The sequence below is a fragment of the Mesorhizobium sp. B2-3-6 genome, assembly GCF_006442305.1.
Lineage (GTDB): Bacteria > Pseudomonadota > Alphaproteobacteria > Rhizobiales > Rhizobiaceae > Mesorhizobium.
In genome coordinates this window covers 1-14,743 of sequence record NZ_VFVW01000012.1, presented here as the reverse complement: position 1 = coordinate 14,743, position 14,743 = coordinate 1, and the positions used below count along the sequence as shown (strand labels likewise).

Here is a 14,743-nt window from a genome sequence, read left to right as displayed (position 1 = left end):
CCCCCTCAAGGGGGGAGATTGGCTGATTTTTATACCTTCGCCAACCTCCGGCCTTGCAAGGCTAGCGTAGCCGCCAAAGCTGCCGATCTTCCCCCTAGAGGGGGAGATGCCCGGCAGGGCAGAGGGGGGCGCGTGGCGCCTGCTCACGCCGTTGCCGCCCTGATCGCCGGATAAAGCCCGCGGTAGCGCTGGTAGGCATCGGCAAATGCACCATCCAAGCCGGCATCCGGTTCGATCGTTGCATCGGTCCTCGGCGCCGTGCAGACATCGAGCGGATCAGTGTCCGTCGCTGCGATCAGGCCGAGCCGGGCGGCGCCGAAGGCGGCGCCGAAATCGCCGTCGGCGGGAATGTCGACAGGCAGCTGAAGCGCGGTGGCGATGGCCTTCAGCCAGTAGCGCGAGCGCGAGCCGCCGCCGATCGCCGTCACACGCATCAAGCTCGTGCCCGCAGTCTTCAACGCCTCGAGGCTGTCGCGAAAGGCGAAGGCCACGCCTTCCAGCACGGCCTGGGTCAGGACGGCGCGGCTCGATTCATGCGCCAGTCCGGTAAAGGAGCCGCGAATGACGGAATCATTGTGTGGCGTGCGCTCGCCCGAGAGATAGGGCAGGAAGGACACGCCGGTCGGCGCCTTCAGTGTATCGCCCAGTTCCGATGTCAACTCGCCTGCGCCCTTGCCGGTAATCTCGGACAGCCAATTGAGCGAATCGGTGGCCGACAGGATGACGCCCATCTGATGCCAGGTGTCAGGCAGCGCATGGCAGAAAGTGTGGACCGCGCTTGCCGGGTTGGGCAGATAGGAGGCATTGGCGGCAAACAGCACGCCTGACGTGCCCAGAGACACGAACGCATGGCCGGCACGGACCGTGCCCATGCCGCAGGCGGAAGCCGCATTGTCGCCGGCGCCGCCGGCAATCGGGATGCCGGCTTCGACGCCCCATTTCGACGCCAGCTCGCCGCGCAGCCCACCGGCCTTCTGCGTACCCTCGACCAGGGATGGCATGTGCTTTTCGTCGAGCGACGTGGCCGCGAGCAGGTCGGCGGACCAGCGCCGCTTCCCAACGTCGAGCCAGGAAGTGCCAGCCGAGTCCGACATTTCCGAAATATGTTCGCCGGTCAGCCACAGCCGCAGGAAATCCTTGGGCAGCAGCACCTTGGCCACTTTGGCGAAAATGGCGGGTTCGTTGTTCTTCACCCAGGCGAGCTTCGGCGCGGTGAAACCGGGAAAGACGATGTTGCCGGTCAGCTCGCGAAACCGCGGATCGGCGTCGAGCGCGGCTGCCTCGGCATGGCTGCGCGTATCGTTCCACAGAATGCAGGGGCGCAGCACCTTGTCAGAGGCATCGAGCAAGGTGGCGCCATGCATCTGACCGGATAGGCCAATGCCTTTCACCGCCGCGAACTGCCAGGGATGGGAGGCCTTCAGTTCGGCAATCGCGTCTTCGCAGGCGCGTAGCCAGTGGGCTGGATCCTGTTCGGACCAGCCGGGATGCGGCCGCGAAACGTCGAGCGCGCCATGGCCGGAACCGATGACGGTCTGTTCGGCATCGATCAGCAGCGCCTTGACGCCCGACGTGCCAAGGTCGAGGCCGACATACATGTTTTCCTCCCTTGCCATTATTTTTTTCGGAACTCGAAAAAATCTGGCCCAGGCAGTTTTTAAGCCAAGATCCGCCGCGGGTCAATTCTCTGACAATCGGCCGCGCATCACGAAAACAACGCCGACGGCGGGCTGTGTGGCCGCGCCAGCGTACGCGCCGCCACCAACACGCTTTGGAGGGTTGGCGAGACGCACGCCAAGCACCAATTCTGGCTCAATCAAAGCACAGCTCTGTCCGGCCCGTTTTCCAGTTCATCAACCATGACGGGCAGATTAGGCTTTGTAAAACGGAACGAATTGTGTCTTCATTGCGGCGTAGGGTGGGGGCTTGCAATCGCGAATCTTGGAGGGACGCGGTGCGGCGCTTTGAAAACAGGCTTCCGAATGGCGATTCGGAAGACATCGCTAAATTAGTTGTTCTGAAACGGCATATGCCGGTGATGTTTCTTCCTCGAATGCTTGGCGTTTTTGCCGCGACGTCGCTGGCGTTGCTGCCCAATTCCGCCGCCTTCGCCGCATGCCTGCTCGTTCCGACCGCCGGAAACGACACCTTCATCTGCGACAGCGGCGATTCGGGCGGCAGCCTCAACGATCTGAACGGCGACAACACGCTCACCTTTCCCGCCGGCGGCACCGGCCAGGTGAGCGGCAATGTCACCTTCGGCGTTGGTTCGGACCGCATCAACATGCAATCCGGTACCATCACCGGCACGGTCGACCAGGGCGGTGGCGCCGATTTCTTCACCATCGGCGCTGGCACCGTCATCGGCAATGTGCAGCAGGGCTCGGGCATAGACGACTTCAACATAAGCGGCGGCCAGATCGGTTCACTTAACCAGGGTGATGGCCTCGACACCTTCACCATGACGGACGGACGCATCGTCGATTTCTTCGACGACGGCGACCATGCGGTGATGACGGGCGGCCGCATCGGCCGCGTCAACATGAAGCTCGACCAGAACTACTTCAACATGTCCGGCGGCACCATCGACCGCAACCTGGTCACCGGCTTCGACAAGGACACGATCATCCTTTCGGGCGGCACGATCGGCGGCAACATCAGTGTCAGCGGCGGCAATGACAGCGTGACGATTACCGGCGGCACGGTCGGCGGCGACGTGCTGATGAGCTTCGGCGCCGACAGTTTCGTCTGGGACGGCGGCGGCATCATCTATGGCGCCGTCGACCTCGGCGCCGACAACGACACGGCAAAGCTGAGCAACCTGACCAATTCCAATATGGGCGGCGCCGACGCGCTGAATGGTGGCCTCGGCACCGACACGCTGAGTTTCGACAACGTCAAGCTCAAAGGCATCAGCCGGGTGCAGAACTGGGAGAGCATCGACGCCACCAACGACACCGAACTCACGCTGGACGGCAATCTGGTGCTGGGAGACAGCGGCACCGGCACGGGCTCGCTCAGCGTCGATGCGGCAAGCACGCTCTATGGCGGCGGCTTCAACGCGTCGATACAGGCCTTTACGGCGGGCCAGCTTGCGGACGTCGTCAATGCCGGCCGCATCGACCTGACCAATGGCAGTACAGGCGCGACGGATCGGCTGACGATTTCGGGCAATTACACCGGGCTTGGCGGCCTGCTGCTCATCCAGACGGAACTCGGCGATGATTCCTCGGCCTCGGACAGGCTGGTGCTGTCGGGCGGCACGGCTTCCGGCTCGACCGGCATCGGGGTGGTCAATGTCGGCGGCACGGGTGCCGAGACGACGCAGGACGGCATCATGGTCGTCCAGGCGGTCAATGGCGCCACCTCCAGCGCCAGCGCCTTCGCGCTCGACGCGCCGGTCGCGGCGGGCGCCTTCGAATATTATCTGTTCAAGGGTGGCGTCACCGCAGGCAGCGCGGAGAACTGGTATCTGCGCTCGTCGTTGATAACGCCGACATCGCCGGCCGCGGCGCCGCCGGGGATCGGACCGACGGCGGCGCCCGAGCCCGAACCTCCGGCAACCGAGCCGCCGCCGCCGCCTTCCCAATTGCCGCACGTGCCCGTGCCGTCCGAAGGCGACGTCAACAATCCGCCGGTCGATCCGACGCCGCCGGTGCAGGCCGGCGATCCGGAGCTCCAGCCCCCGCCACCCCCGCCGGCGGCACCGGCGGCTGATCCGCCACCGCCGCCCCCGCCCGTCCCGACTGCGGTGCCCGATCTTCCGACGCCCGCGGCAGGGGAGGAGATCCTGCTCTACCGTGTCGAGGTCCCGGTCTATTCGGCGGTTCCGCCGGTGGCCGAGCATCTGGCGATGACGACACTTGGCACTTTCCATGAACGGCGAGGCGAACAGAGCCTGTTGTCAAACACCGAACTCTCTCCGGTCTGGGGCCGTATCTTCGGCCAGGACGCGAAGATGGGCTGGTCGGGAACGGTTTCGCCGTCGTTCGAGGGCACCTTGTTCGGGTTCCAGGGCGGCTTCGACGTGCTTGGCCAGGAAACCGCTTCAGGTGGCGTCGATCGTGCCGGCCTGTTCATCGCCTATGCCAGCATGAACGGCGATGTGCGCGGCCAGGCACTGGGGCAGAACGATCTGGGCGTCGGCGACATCGATCTCGGCGGCACCAGCGTCGGCGGCTACTGGACCCGTATCGGTCCCGGGGGCTGGTACCTGGACGGGGTCGTCATGGCCACTTTCTTCAGCGGCGATGCGACCTCGACCCGCGACATCGGCATCGATGTCAAGGGAACCGGCGTCACCGCTTCGCTGGAAGGGGGCTACCCGATCGCGCTGGCGCAAGGCTGGACGCTCGAACCGCAGGCGCAACTGATTTGGCAGCATCTGTCGCTCGACGATGCCGAGGATCGCTTCGCGTCGGTTTCCTTCGATCTCGACGACAACGTCACCGGGCGCCTCGGCCTGCGCCTGCAGGGCGAGACGACATTGAACGGCACCGCGCTGCAACCTTACCTCAAAGCCAATCTCTGGCACGGTTTCGGTGGCACGGATCACGTCAACTTCGACACCACCGACATCTCGACCGAAAGCCGCTCGACCTCGTTCGAATTCGGCGGCGGCGTGACCGCCAAGGTGACGGACAAGGTCAGCCTCTTCGCCACCGGCGACTACACCACCAATCTCGGCGGTGACAAGCGGCGCATCCTTGAGGGCAATCTCGGCGTCAGCATCAAGTGGTGAGACGGCGAAGCTGGCGCTATTTTCGTGCGTAAAGTCGACGCCGCCCCTCATCCGCCGGCAGGCAGGTGAGGGGCAGCGCTAACGCTGTGCGTTGAGCGAATCCCCCTTGTTCAATTCCCTGAACGCATCGCCACTGTGGCGATGCCGGCGCCAACCAGCAGCGTGCCGCCGGTGCGGTTGAAGACGCGGATCGCCCTGGGGTTGCGCACAAGGTTGCGCGCTCGCGACGCGATCAGTGCGTAGCCGAAGGCGTTGGCGAAGGCGAGCGCCAGGAAGGTCGTCTCGAAGATCAGCATCTGCGTCCAGAAATCGGCGTGCCGGTCCAGAAACTGCGGCAGGAAAGCGACGAAGAAGGTGATGCTTTTCGGGTTGAGCGCGGTGACCAGCCAGGCATGCCCCATCATCCTGGCGGAGGACACGGCATCGGTGCGCGGCTCGGCCTTGAGCGCGCCGCCGGCCCGGAACAGTTTTACGCCGAGATAGACCAGATAGGCAGCGCCGATCAGCTTCAGGATCGTGAAGATGGTGGCCGAAGCTGCCAGCAGGGCGCCGATGCCCAGCATGGACAAGGTCATCGCCGTGAAGTCGCCCAGCGCCACACCGACAGCCATCGGCAGTGCGGTGCGCCATCCCTGGCCGAGGGCATAGGACACGACCAGAAGGATGGTCGGTCCCGGAATGACTAGGAGGATGGTCGACGCGGCAGCGAAGGCGGCCCAGTTTTCGAAGGACATGCTCGTCTCCTTTGAGCTCAAAGAAGAGGATAAATCCTTCGGTCCAGGAGAATGTAAAGCGGTTTGTTTCTACCCCCGCCAACGGCAGTTCGGCGTCAGTCGAGCCGCCCGACAGGTTCACGATCTCGGCGAGAAGCTTGAAATTGATCTTTCAGGTCTTGCACATGGAGGTCCCCCGCTTTTGACACGCTGGCGCCGGGATCATGACCCGCCCGAGGTGATTTCGTGCAGGGCACGCTGGTTGGCGATACCGGAGAGGGCGCAATGGCGCCCAGCCTGTTCGCAAATCCAGGCAGCGCAAGGCCTTCACGCTTTATCAACCATGAATGATGAAAATGCTCGTCATCCGGCCGGACCGTGCTTCCCGCCGACAGCGTAGGGTTTGGGTACATGCGTGAGTTGCCGCAAGGTCTGAGGCCGCCGCGAAACGGCGACGCAATCGAAACCGATAGTCTTGTCTCCCGCCGCGCCGTTTTATCCGGGGCAGGGGCGTTGGCCTTGCTTGGCGCCGCCGGCTGCTCGACTTCGGGCGGCGGCCTGCCGGCGCTTGAGCTCGACGACACGGTCACCGGCTCTGTGCGGCCGATCCGGCCGAGCATCAGCGTCGACAAGAACATCACCAGCCCCGACCTGATGTACGCGTCCCTGAGCGACGGCGGCTTCAACGTGCCCGAGGTGCCCTACCTCAAGATCAAGCCGGAATTCCGCCGCCAGATCGTCGTCGACCAGACGGGCGAAGCGCCCGGCACCATCGTCGTTCATCTCAATGAGCGCATGCTCTACCTCGTCCAGCCGGGGGGCGACGCCATCCGCTACGGGGTCGGCATCGGCAAGGACGGCTTCCGCTGGTCCGGCCGCGCCAACATCCAGTACGGACGGGAATGGCCGACCTGGACCCCGCCGCCGGAAATGATCGCCCGCAAGCCGGAATTGGTAAAATGGCAGGGCGGCCAGCCCGGCGGCCTCACCAACCCGCTCGGGGCGCGCGCTCTCTACATCTATCAGGACGGCAAGGACACCGGCTACCGCATCCATGGCTCGCCCGAATGGTGGAGCATCGGCCAGGCCATGTCGTCGGGCTGTGTGCGCCTGATCAACCAGGACATCATCGACCTCTACAGCCGCGTTTCCAAGAAGAACCCGGTCGTCGTCGTCTAGCTCAAGCCTCACCTCGCGGCCGCTGGCGCGGCCGGTCGTTTCTGCCGTTGCGCGATGGCCAAAGACAGGCGAAGGTGCCTGAAATTCAATCGCCCGGGAGAATTTCACCAATGGCCGGAACTTTCGTCATCGCGCAGGGCGGCGGCCCGACGGCCGTCATCAACCAGACCGTGGTCGGGGCGACGCTGGAGATCCGCAAGCGGCATCCCGGCGCCAAGGTCCTGGGCTCCATCCACGGCGTGCGCGGTATCCGCGACGGCAATTATATCGACCTCTCCGCCGTCCCGGAAGACCGCCTGCGGCTGATCGCCGGAACGCCGAGCGCGGCCCTTGGCTCGACGCGCGACAAACCGGATGCAGCCTATTGCGAGGTCGTCCTCGACGGCCTGAAGAAGGCCGGCGCGGATGCCTTCATCTATATCGGCGGCAATGACACGTCGGGCACGCAGCAGATCCTGACCGATGCCGCCGGGGGCAAGATCGCGTTCGTGCATGCGCCCAAAACCATCGACAATGATCTCGAGGAGAACGACCACACGCCGGGTTTCATCTCGGCGGCCGAGTTCGTCGCCGGCGCTTTCCTGTCCGTCGATCTCGATTTCCGCGCTCTGCCCGGCATCTATGTCGGCATCGTCATGGGCCGGCACGCCGGCTTCCTCACGGCCGCGGCCGCGGCTTGGCAGCTCGATCCCGACAGTGGTCCGCATCTCGTCTACGTGCCGGAGCGGCCGTTCTCGGCCACAGCCTTCATCGAGGACGTGCGCGCCACGCTCGACCGCCACAAGCGCTGCATCGTCGCCGTTTCGGAAGGGGTGAGCACCGCCGACGGCAAGGCGCTGGTTGAAAGCCTGGTCCCGCCCGAGAAGCTGGAGCGCGACCAGCATGGCAATGTCAAGCTATCGGGCAGCGACCTGCCGGCGGCACTCGAGCGGGCGCTCGCCGAAGGGCTGCCGGGCAAGCGCGCCCGCGTCGATGCGCTGGGCTACATGCCGCGCGGCTATGTCGGCGCCATCAGCGCCGTCGACGCGCAGGAGGCGTTCGACGCGGGAGCTTTCGCGGTCACCGTGGCCGAACAGGGCGGCGGCTCCGTGGCGCTGCAATATGACGGCACCAAAACCGTGCTGAAGAAGGTGCCGCTGAAGAACGTGGCCGGCAAGACCCGTCACATGCCCGAGAACTTCATGAAGCCGGACGCCAACCATCTGTCCGACGCCGGCATGGCTTACCTGAAGCGGCTGGTGCCGGAAAAATACAAGGTCGGAAAGCCCTTCGTCTGATGTCGGGACCATACTTGATTCCAGGATCACACCTGATGCGAGGCTCACACCTGATGCCGGGCTCACGCTTGATGCCGGGCCGCTTCTGATGGAGAACTGGTTCAGCAGGAGCATCGTCGACGAGAAGACGACGATGCTGACCGAGCCGTTCGTGCATGACTATGTGCGCGCCAACATCTGGCATCTCACCGGCCGCGACGCCGACCTTTTGGTCGATACCGGCATGGGCATCTGCCCGCTGGCGCCGGAGATCGAAACCCGGGCCGGCAAACCGCTCATCGTCGTCGCCACCCACATCCATCTCGATCATGTCGGCTCGCTGCATGAATTCGCGCTGCGCGCGGGACCCAGGGTGAGTGCCGCGCAGTTCGAGAACATGGATGAGGCGGCGACCTACGCCTACATGTTCCACGACCTCGACGGCGCCGTCTCGCGACTGCCGGCACCGGGCTGGAAGGCTGCGGATTACAAGATCCCGCCAGCGCCGCTGACGCGCACCCTCGACGAGGGCGATGTCGTCGATCTCGGCGACCGCCGCTTCCGCGTGCTGCATCTGCCCGGGCATTCGCCGGATTCGATCGCGCTGTTCGACGAAGCAGACGGCCTGTTCTTCAGCGGCGACGCCATCTATGACGACCGGCTGATCGACGACCTGCCAGACTCCGACAAGTCGGCCTATCGCCTCACCATGCGGCGTCTGCTCGACCTGCCGATCCGCATCGGCCATGGCGGTCACGGCCCGAGTTTCGACGGCGAGCGCATGCGCGAGATCGCCTCGGCCTATCTCAGCCGAGCGGCTGGTCCATAAGCCGGCTCTAAAATTAAATCTTCGTAAGGTCGCCCGAAAACCCTAAATCGGGCCAATCCGCGCCCTAGATGCTGGTTTGTCGATCCGGCCGGCTGCCATGCGCGGCGAGACAGGCAATCCGGCTGTCGACAGCCGACGGGTGTTTTTCCCCGAACCATCCGCGGCCCAGGTTCAACTCTCGCCCGGACAGAACGACCATGTCACCCATAAGCATTCTTCGTAGACATCGCGTCGCGGCCCTGCTGGGCGCTGCGCTGATCATTTCTCCTATCGTGGCCTCCTTCGCCGAAAGCCCGAACGACGTCCGCAACGCCGTCGGTACGACACAGACTCCCGTAGCCGGCGTAGCGGCCCCGAACGGCTCCTTTGCCCCCATCGTGGCAGCCGACAAGCCGGCCGTGGTGACGGTTACGACCGTCATGAAGGGGCAACCGGACGCCATGAGCGATGCCTCGCCCCTGGACGGCGGCGGCTCGCCTTTCGACGATTATTTCCGCCAGTTCTTCGGCGACCAGGGCGTGCCCGGGCCGAAAGCGCCGCCGCAGCAGTCGCAGCGCGCCGAAGCGCTCGGATCCGGCTTTATCGTCGGCGCCGACGGCACCATCGTCACCAACAACCATGTCATCGACGGCGCGAGCTCGATCAAGGTGACGCTTGACGACGGTTCAGAGCTTCCCGCCAAGCTGGTCGGCCGCGACGCCAAGAACGACCTTGCGGTGATCAAGATCAAGGCCGACAAGCCCCTGCCGACGGTAAAATGGGGAGATTCTGATAAGTTGATGCCGGGCGATCAAGTGCTGGCCTTCGGCAATCCGTTCGGCATCGGCACCACGGTCACCTCAGGTATCGTCTCGGCGCGCGGCCGCGATCTCCACAGCGGGCCGTTCGACGATTTCATCCAGATCGATGCGCCGATCAACCACGGCAACTCTGGCGGTCCGCTGGTCGATGTGAGCGGCAACGTCGTGGGCATCAACACCGCGATCTATTCGCCGAATGGCGGCAGCGTCGGCGTTGGCTTCGCCATTCCGTCCGACCAGGCGCAAAAGGTGGTCGCCAAGCTGATGAAGGGCGGCGAAATCGAATACGGCTATCTTGGCGTCCAGATCCAGCCGGTGACCCCGGACGTTGCCAGTGCCATAGGTCTCGATCACCCCGGCGGCGCATTGGTCTCCTCGGTCACCGAGGGCTCGCCGGCGGCCGCGGCCGGCATCCAGACGGGGGACCTCATCACCGGCTTCGCCGGCCAGGAGATAAAGGACCCCAAGGACCTGTCGCGTGCCGTCGCCGATGTCTCGCCCGGCAAGAAGGAAACGCTCGACGTCTGGCGCAATGGCAAAACCATGCAGCTTTCCGTCGACGTCGGCCGCAATGGCGACGATGCGCAGACCGCGTCGGTATCTGGTGATTCCGGCGCGCCGGGAAACGGGCAGGGCGCCCGCCTGCCGGCGATCGGGCTCGGCCTGATGGACATCACGCCCGATATTCGCCAGCAGATGAACCTCCCCGACAACCAGCGTGGCGCGGTGGTCGCCGCGGTCAATCCCAACAAGGCGGCGGCGGCTTCCGGCGTCCAGCCCGGCGACATCATTATCGCCGTCAACCAGATGCCGGTGAAGAGCGCCAGGCAGGCCACGCAGGCGATCGCGCAGGCCGGCAAGTCAGGCCGCAAATCGGTGCTGCTGCTGGTGGAACGAGGCGATGCCCAGATCTATGTCGCCGTGCCCTTCGCCAATGGCTGAGACATCGCGTTGACATGAATGCAGGGATGGCGGGCTTGTCGGTCGACGAGCCCGCCTCCCGGCCGGGGATTGACGCTTCAGGCCTTGAAATTCGAACCGCAAGGTAATACCTTCGGGAGACATGGTATTACCGAGGAACGAAGATGGCGACGACCGTTACAGCGAAGGGACAAGTGACCATCCCCAAACCGGTTCGCGATCTCCTGGAGATCGTCCCGGGAAGCAAGGTCGATTTCCGGCGCGCTGCCGATGGCAGCGTGGTGCTGACCCGTGCTGACAAAAAGCAGCCGGCGAGCCGCTTCGCCAGGTTGCGAGGTCATGCCGGCGAGGGGCTCACGACGGACGCGATCATGGCGCTGACGCGTTCCGAACGGTGACGCTCGTCGACACCAACGTTCTGCTCGACGTTGTTACGGACGATTCGAGCTGGGCGGATTGGTCGATCGCCCATCTCGAGGCAGCGAGCCTTGATGGGCCGTTGTTGATCAATGATGCGGTCTATGCCGAGCTTGCCGTCCGCTACGCACGCATCGAGGATCTCGAGGCGTTTGTCGAGGCGGCCGGTCTAGAAATGGTTCCGATGCCAAGAGCAGCCCTCTTCCTTGCCGGAAAAGCATTTACACAATATCGTAGATCGGGAGGATCCAGGACCGGCGTGCTGCCTGACTTTTTCATCGGCGCCCACGCAGCCGTCGGACGCCTTCCGCTGCTGACGCGTGATATCGGCCGCTACCGGACTTATTTCCCTTCTGTGACGCTGATCACTCCCTGAATGGCCGTCGGATTTCGCTCCAAAGCGTGTCGCATCGAATGGGCTCATGCGACGCGCTTTAAGCGGCGTTGCAGACCGCCGAGCGCCGCCGGTCACGCCTCGATGTCAAGCGCCGAAAGCGGCTTGGAGCAGCAGGCGAGGATGAAGCCGTCCTCGATCTCGTGATCGAGGATGCCGCCATTGTGGCTCATCTCGACCTCGCCCGAGAGCTTCTTGACCTTGCAGGTTCCGCACAGGCCGAATTCGCACGCGGCGGGGATTCTGACTCCCGAGGCGCGCGCCGTCTGCAGCACCGTCTGGCCGGCGACGCATGCGGCATCGACATCCGAAATCGAGAACCGGATCGGCGTCGCGGCTTCGACAGGAATGGCTGCGCCGTCTCCGGTCGGCGAGGCGAACGGCGCCGGGATTTCCTCCGCCAGAGGCGCTGCAAAGCTTTCCTGATGGTATTTCGCCATGTCGAAGCCGGCGGCTTCGAGCATGCCGCGCACGGCACGCATGAAGGGATCGGGGCCGCAGCAGAAGATTTCGCGCTCTCGGAAATCGGGCGCCAAAAGCGGCAGCCGGATGGCGTCGATGCGGCCCATATGGCCGAACCAGCCCTCCCGGCTCGACCGCTCCTCGATCATGAAGCCGAGCGACAGGCCGGGCATGCGGCTGCCGAGCAATTCCAGCTCCTTGCGGAAGATGATCTCTTCGGGCCGGCGCGCGCAGTTGACGAAGCCGACATCGGTCCATGGCGCGCAGTCGTTCAGCCAGCGCAGCATCGACATCATCGGCGTCACGCCGGAGCCGGCCGAGATGAACAGATATTTGGCTGCCGGGTGGCTGTGCAGCGAAAAGTCTCCGGCCGGCCCATACGCCTTGACGTGCGAACCAGGCCTCAAATGGTCGAACATCCAGCGCGTGCCGGTGCTGCCGGCCTGCGCCTTCACCGTCACCGCGATCGAGAACGGCCGCGAGGGCGAAGACGACAGCGTGTAGGTGCGCATCAGGGGCCCATCCGCTGTCGGCAGTTCCAGCGTCACGAACTGGCCCGGCTTGTAGCGGAACCAGGTCTGGTTGTCGGAGCGGAAGGTGAAGGTCTTTACATCAGGCGCCTCGTCGCTCACGCCGATCACTTCCAGCACCTGGAGCCTGTCGTTCCAGGGCGCCATCTGATCGAGATGGCGATAGAGGCCGAGATACGTCATCGCATTCATCCCTTACCTCTCAAGCAACGCTGCGCAGGGCCGGCCGGCCGTCTTCGGCGAGGCGCGGACCGATGAAACGCGCGTACCAGTCGACGAACTGGATGACGCCGCCTTCGTGCAGTTCGGAATAGGGGCCGGGTTCATAGGCCGGCGACAGGATGCCGAAGGCGTTTTCCTCGACGATGCGACGATCCTGGCCGTTGGTCTCGGTCCAGACATGGGTGAGTTCGGCAAGGTCGTAGTCGACGCCCTCGACCGCGTCCTTGTGAACCAGCCATTTGGTCGTCACCGCGGTCTCGGTGGCGCTGATCGGCAGCACGCGGAACGTGACGGCGTGGTCGCCAAGGATGTGGTTCCAGGTCGTCGGATAGTGATAGAGCAGCAAGGAGCCGATGCGGTCGGTGGCAACGCCGTCGGACAGGTTCTTCTTGACCGCGCGTTTTCCCGTCATCGTATAACTGACGGCATCGCGCAGCAGCGGCGCGCGGGTGGCACGGTACTGTCCGGCCGGGTCGATGCGGAACCTGCTCGGCAGGCCTGCCGCCTCGCACTTGGCCCAGTGCGCCAGCATCTCCGGGTCGCTGTCGGCGTCTTGTACGCCGGTCACGGTCGGCGCCTCCGGGAAGGTCTTGCAGAGCTCCGGATGGTTGCCGGCGCAATGATAGCATTCGCGGTTGTTTTCCCAGACCAGCTTCCAATTGCCCTTCTCGACGATGGTGCTCTCGAAGGCGACCTTTGCTTCGCGCAGCCGATGCGGCAGCAAATAGGGTTCGATCATCGTCCGCATCGGCGCGAAATCCGCCGGCTCGTCGGCGAGGCAAATGAAGATGTAGCCGCCGACGCTTTCGCAGGCGACCGGCTTCAGGCCGAACTGGCTCTTGTCGAAACCCTCGGCCATCTGCCTGGCGAACAGCAGCCTGCCGTCCAGTTCATAGGTCCACTGATGGTAGGGGCAGACGAGCTTCGCCGCCGTGCCCTTGTCTGTGTTGCAGACGCGGCTGCCGCGATGGCGGCAAGAATTGTGGAAGGCGTTGATGTTGCCCTTCTGGTCACGCACCAGCACCACAGGATAGTCGCCGATCTGCACGGTGATGAAGCTGCCGGGCCGGGGCAGTTCGCAATCATGGCCGATGAACAGCCAGTCGCGGTACCAGATCAGCTCCATGTCGAGCTTGAAGTAGTCGGGATCGGTATAGAAGGGCTGCTCGAGCGAGAAGCCGTCCCTGCGGCCTTGCAGCCGTTTCAGCATGTCGTTGCGCGCATCCATGTCCTGTCCTCGCATTGAAGTCCTGTCCTCGCATCGAAGGACTGAACGGAGGGGAGAGAGGAAGGATCAAGCCGCGCGCCGGCTTGCGCCGGACATGCACCATCCGCCTCTTGACCGCCCGCCGCGATCAGTCGAGTCAAACATCTCGGGCTGGTTTCCGGGCTCTGGAGCTGCCCTTGCGGACTGTCGCGACACCTTCCCAGGCCTCCGCCCAGTGGTCTCCCGTTGCGACCTGAACTCCACCACCGTTGCGGGGGCAGCGCCGGATTCTGACCGGCTTCCCAATTCTCCGCCTCGTCGTCACGCGGCGGCACCTGAGATGGCAGGATCTAACCATGATCGCCGGCTTGTCGTCGGCATGAAAACGACATCGCATCCATGCCGCGCGACACGCATTGGAAACGGCGCGGCCGCCGTTGCAGGGCAGAAAGCCTCAGGTCGCCGCCTCGGATTCCGTCTCGTGGCGGAGGCAAAAAAGGTTAACGGTTTCGAAAAGTGACTGTTAGCGCCCTCTAAAATCGAACCGAACGGTTCGTTTCTGTTGACGATGCGTGCAGGACGGTGTGAACACTGGGCCTTCGACACAGTTGGTGATCGCGCGACGCGTTTGCATAACCAACTGATAGTAAACAGAAAAAAACGAATGTTGAAGGCTCTGGCACAATTTCAAGTGGTGGAAACTTGGTCCACACGGAAAAACTTCGTGATTGGAAATGGCGGTATGGCTTTCCCACATCGGGGCTGTCCGAACGACGCGATTTCCTCCCAAGACACGCCGCTAGACGGACGGAAAAATACTGGAGTATCAAAAAATGAAAAAGATCATTCTCACTGCCGCCGCCCTTCTGGCTGTTTCCGGCAGCGCCTTCGCTAGTAGCGACCATTATGGTTCGAATGCCCCTGCGGCCACCGCCGTCGACAGCTCGTACACCGCTTCGACCAAGAAGTCGGAACCGGCTGCCCAGACGCCTGTCCAGGGTGCCGATCGCAACCTCTTCGGCAACAACTAACAGCCGATCTCCAGTTGACGGCGGGCCTTCCGCCGTCCTGG

General features: G+C 64.0%; 12 protein-coding genes and 1 riboswitch. Of the genes, 8 read left to right on the top strand and 4 right to left on the bottom strand.

Annotated elements, in window-relative coordinates; translation table 11 throughout:
* Nucleotides 1-143 precede the first annotated feature (143 nt).
* On the bottom strand, nt 144-1,598 hold the full coding sequence (gene xylB / locus FJ953_RS27500; RefSeq protein WP_140563958.1) for a xylulokinase: 1,455 nt from the start codon (nt 1,596-1,598) through the stop codon (nt 144-146).
* A 440-nt stretch (nt 1,599-2,038) separates the two neighbouring features.
* Between xylB and FJ953_RS27495 the strand changes: the two genes are divergently transcribed.
* Nucleotides 2,039-4,741, top strand: coding sequence for an autotransporter outer membrane beta-barrel domain-containing protein (locus tag FJ953_RS27495; protein ID WP_246674918.1), 2,703 nt, complete (start codon nt 2,039-2,041; stop codon nt 4,739-4,741).
* A 110-nt stretch (nt 4,742-4,851) separates the two neighbouring features.
* Here FJ953_RS27495 and FJ953_RS27490 read toward each other — a convergent pair whose 3' ends face one another.
* Nucleotides 4,852-5,475 (bottom strand): LysE family translocator, encoded by a 624-nt coding sequence (locus tag FJ953_RS27490; protein ID WP_140625486.1) that lies wholly within the window; start codon nt 5,473-5,475, stop codon nt 4,852-4,854.
* Nucleotides 5,476-5,865: 390 nt separating this feature from the next.
* On the opposite strand from FJ953_RS27490, the gene FJ953_RS27485 reads away from it, so the two are divergent.
* The 6 genes from FJ953_RS27485 to FJ953_RS27460 all read left to right on the top strand — a co-directional run bounded on the left by FJ953_RS27485 (nt 5,866) and on the right by FJ953_RS27460 (nt 11,232).
* Nucleotides 5,866-6,633: a L,D-transpeptidase gene (locus FJ953_RS27485; protein ID WP_140501239.1), complete on the top strand. Its 768-nt coding sequence runs from the start codon at nt 5,866-5,868 to the stop codon at nt 6,631-6,633.
* Between the two features lie 110 nt (nt 6,634-6,743).
* Nucleotides 6,744-7,910: a diphosphate--fructose-6-phosphate 1-phosphotransferase gene (locus FJ953_RS27480; RefSeq protein WP_140558908.1), complete on the top strand. Its 1,167-nt coding sequence runs from the start codon at nt 6,744-6,746 to the stop codon at nt 7,908-7,910.
* Nucleotides 7,911-7,998: 88 nt separating this feature from the next.
* Nucleotides 7,999-8,718, top strand: coding sequence for an MBL fold metallo-hydrolase (locus tag FJ953_RS27475; RefSeq protein ID WP_140625485.1), 720 nt, complete (start codon nt 7,999-8,001; stop codon nt 8,716-8,718).
* Between the two features lie 197 nt (nt 8,719-8,915).
* A complete protein-coding gene (locus tag FJ953_RS27470; RefSeq protein ID WP_140625484.1) occupies nt 8,916-10,460 on the top strand; it encodes a DegQ family serine endoprotease in 1,545 nt (514 codons plus the stop codon).
* Between the two features lie 143 nt (nt 10,461-10,603).
* The gene (locus FJ953_RS27465; protein WP_140501232.1) at nt 10,604-10,837 is read left to right on the top strand and encodes an AbrB/MazE/SpoVT family DNA-binding domain-containing protein; all 234 of its coding nucleotides are present in this window, start codon (nt 10,604-10,606) and stop codon (nt 10,835-10,837) included.
* Entirely contained in the window at nt 10,834-11,232 is a 399-nt protein-coding gene (locus tag FJ953_RS27460; protein WP_140625483.1) for a type II toxin-antitoxin system VapC family toxin, read from the top strand. Before FJ953_RS27465 ends, FJ953_RS27460 begins: the two co-directional genes overlap by 4 nt.
* 92 nt (nt 11,233-11,324) lie before the next feature.
* Here the strand turns inward: FJ953_RS27460 and FJ953_RS27455 are convergent, their stop codons facing one another.
* Nucleotides 11,325-12,425: a hybrid-cluster NAD(P)-dependent oxidoreductase gene (locus tag FJ953_RS27455; RefSeq protein WP_140625526.1), complete on the bottom strand. Its 1,101-nt coding sequence runs from the start codon at nt 12,423-12,425 to the stop codon at nt 11,325-11,327.
* 19 nt (nt 12,426-12,444) lie between these two features.
* Nucleotides 12,445-13,692: an aromatic ring-hydroxylating dioxygenase subunit alpha gene (locus FJ953_RS27450; protein ID WP_140625482.1), complete on the bottom strand. Its 1,248-nt coding sequence runs from the start codon at nt 13,690-13,692 to the stop codon at nt 12,445-12,447.
* 130 nt (nt 13,693-13,822) lie between these two features.
* Nucleotides 13,823-14,025: riboswitch (cobalamin riboswitch) on the bottom strand.
* Between the two features lie 479 nt (nt 14,026-14,504).
* On the opposite strand from FJ953_RS27450, the gene FJ953_RS27445 reads away from it, so the two are divergent.
* Nucleotides 14,505-14,702: a DUF680 domain-containing protein gene (locus FJ953_RS27445; RefSeq protein ID WP_140501224.1), complete on the top strand. Its 198-nt coding sequence runs from the start codon at nt 14,505-14,507 to the stop codon at nt 14,700-14,702.
* Nucleotides 14,703-14,743: the final 41 nt, after the last annotated feature.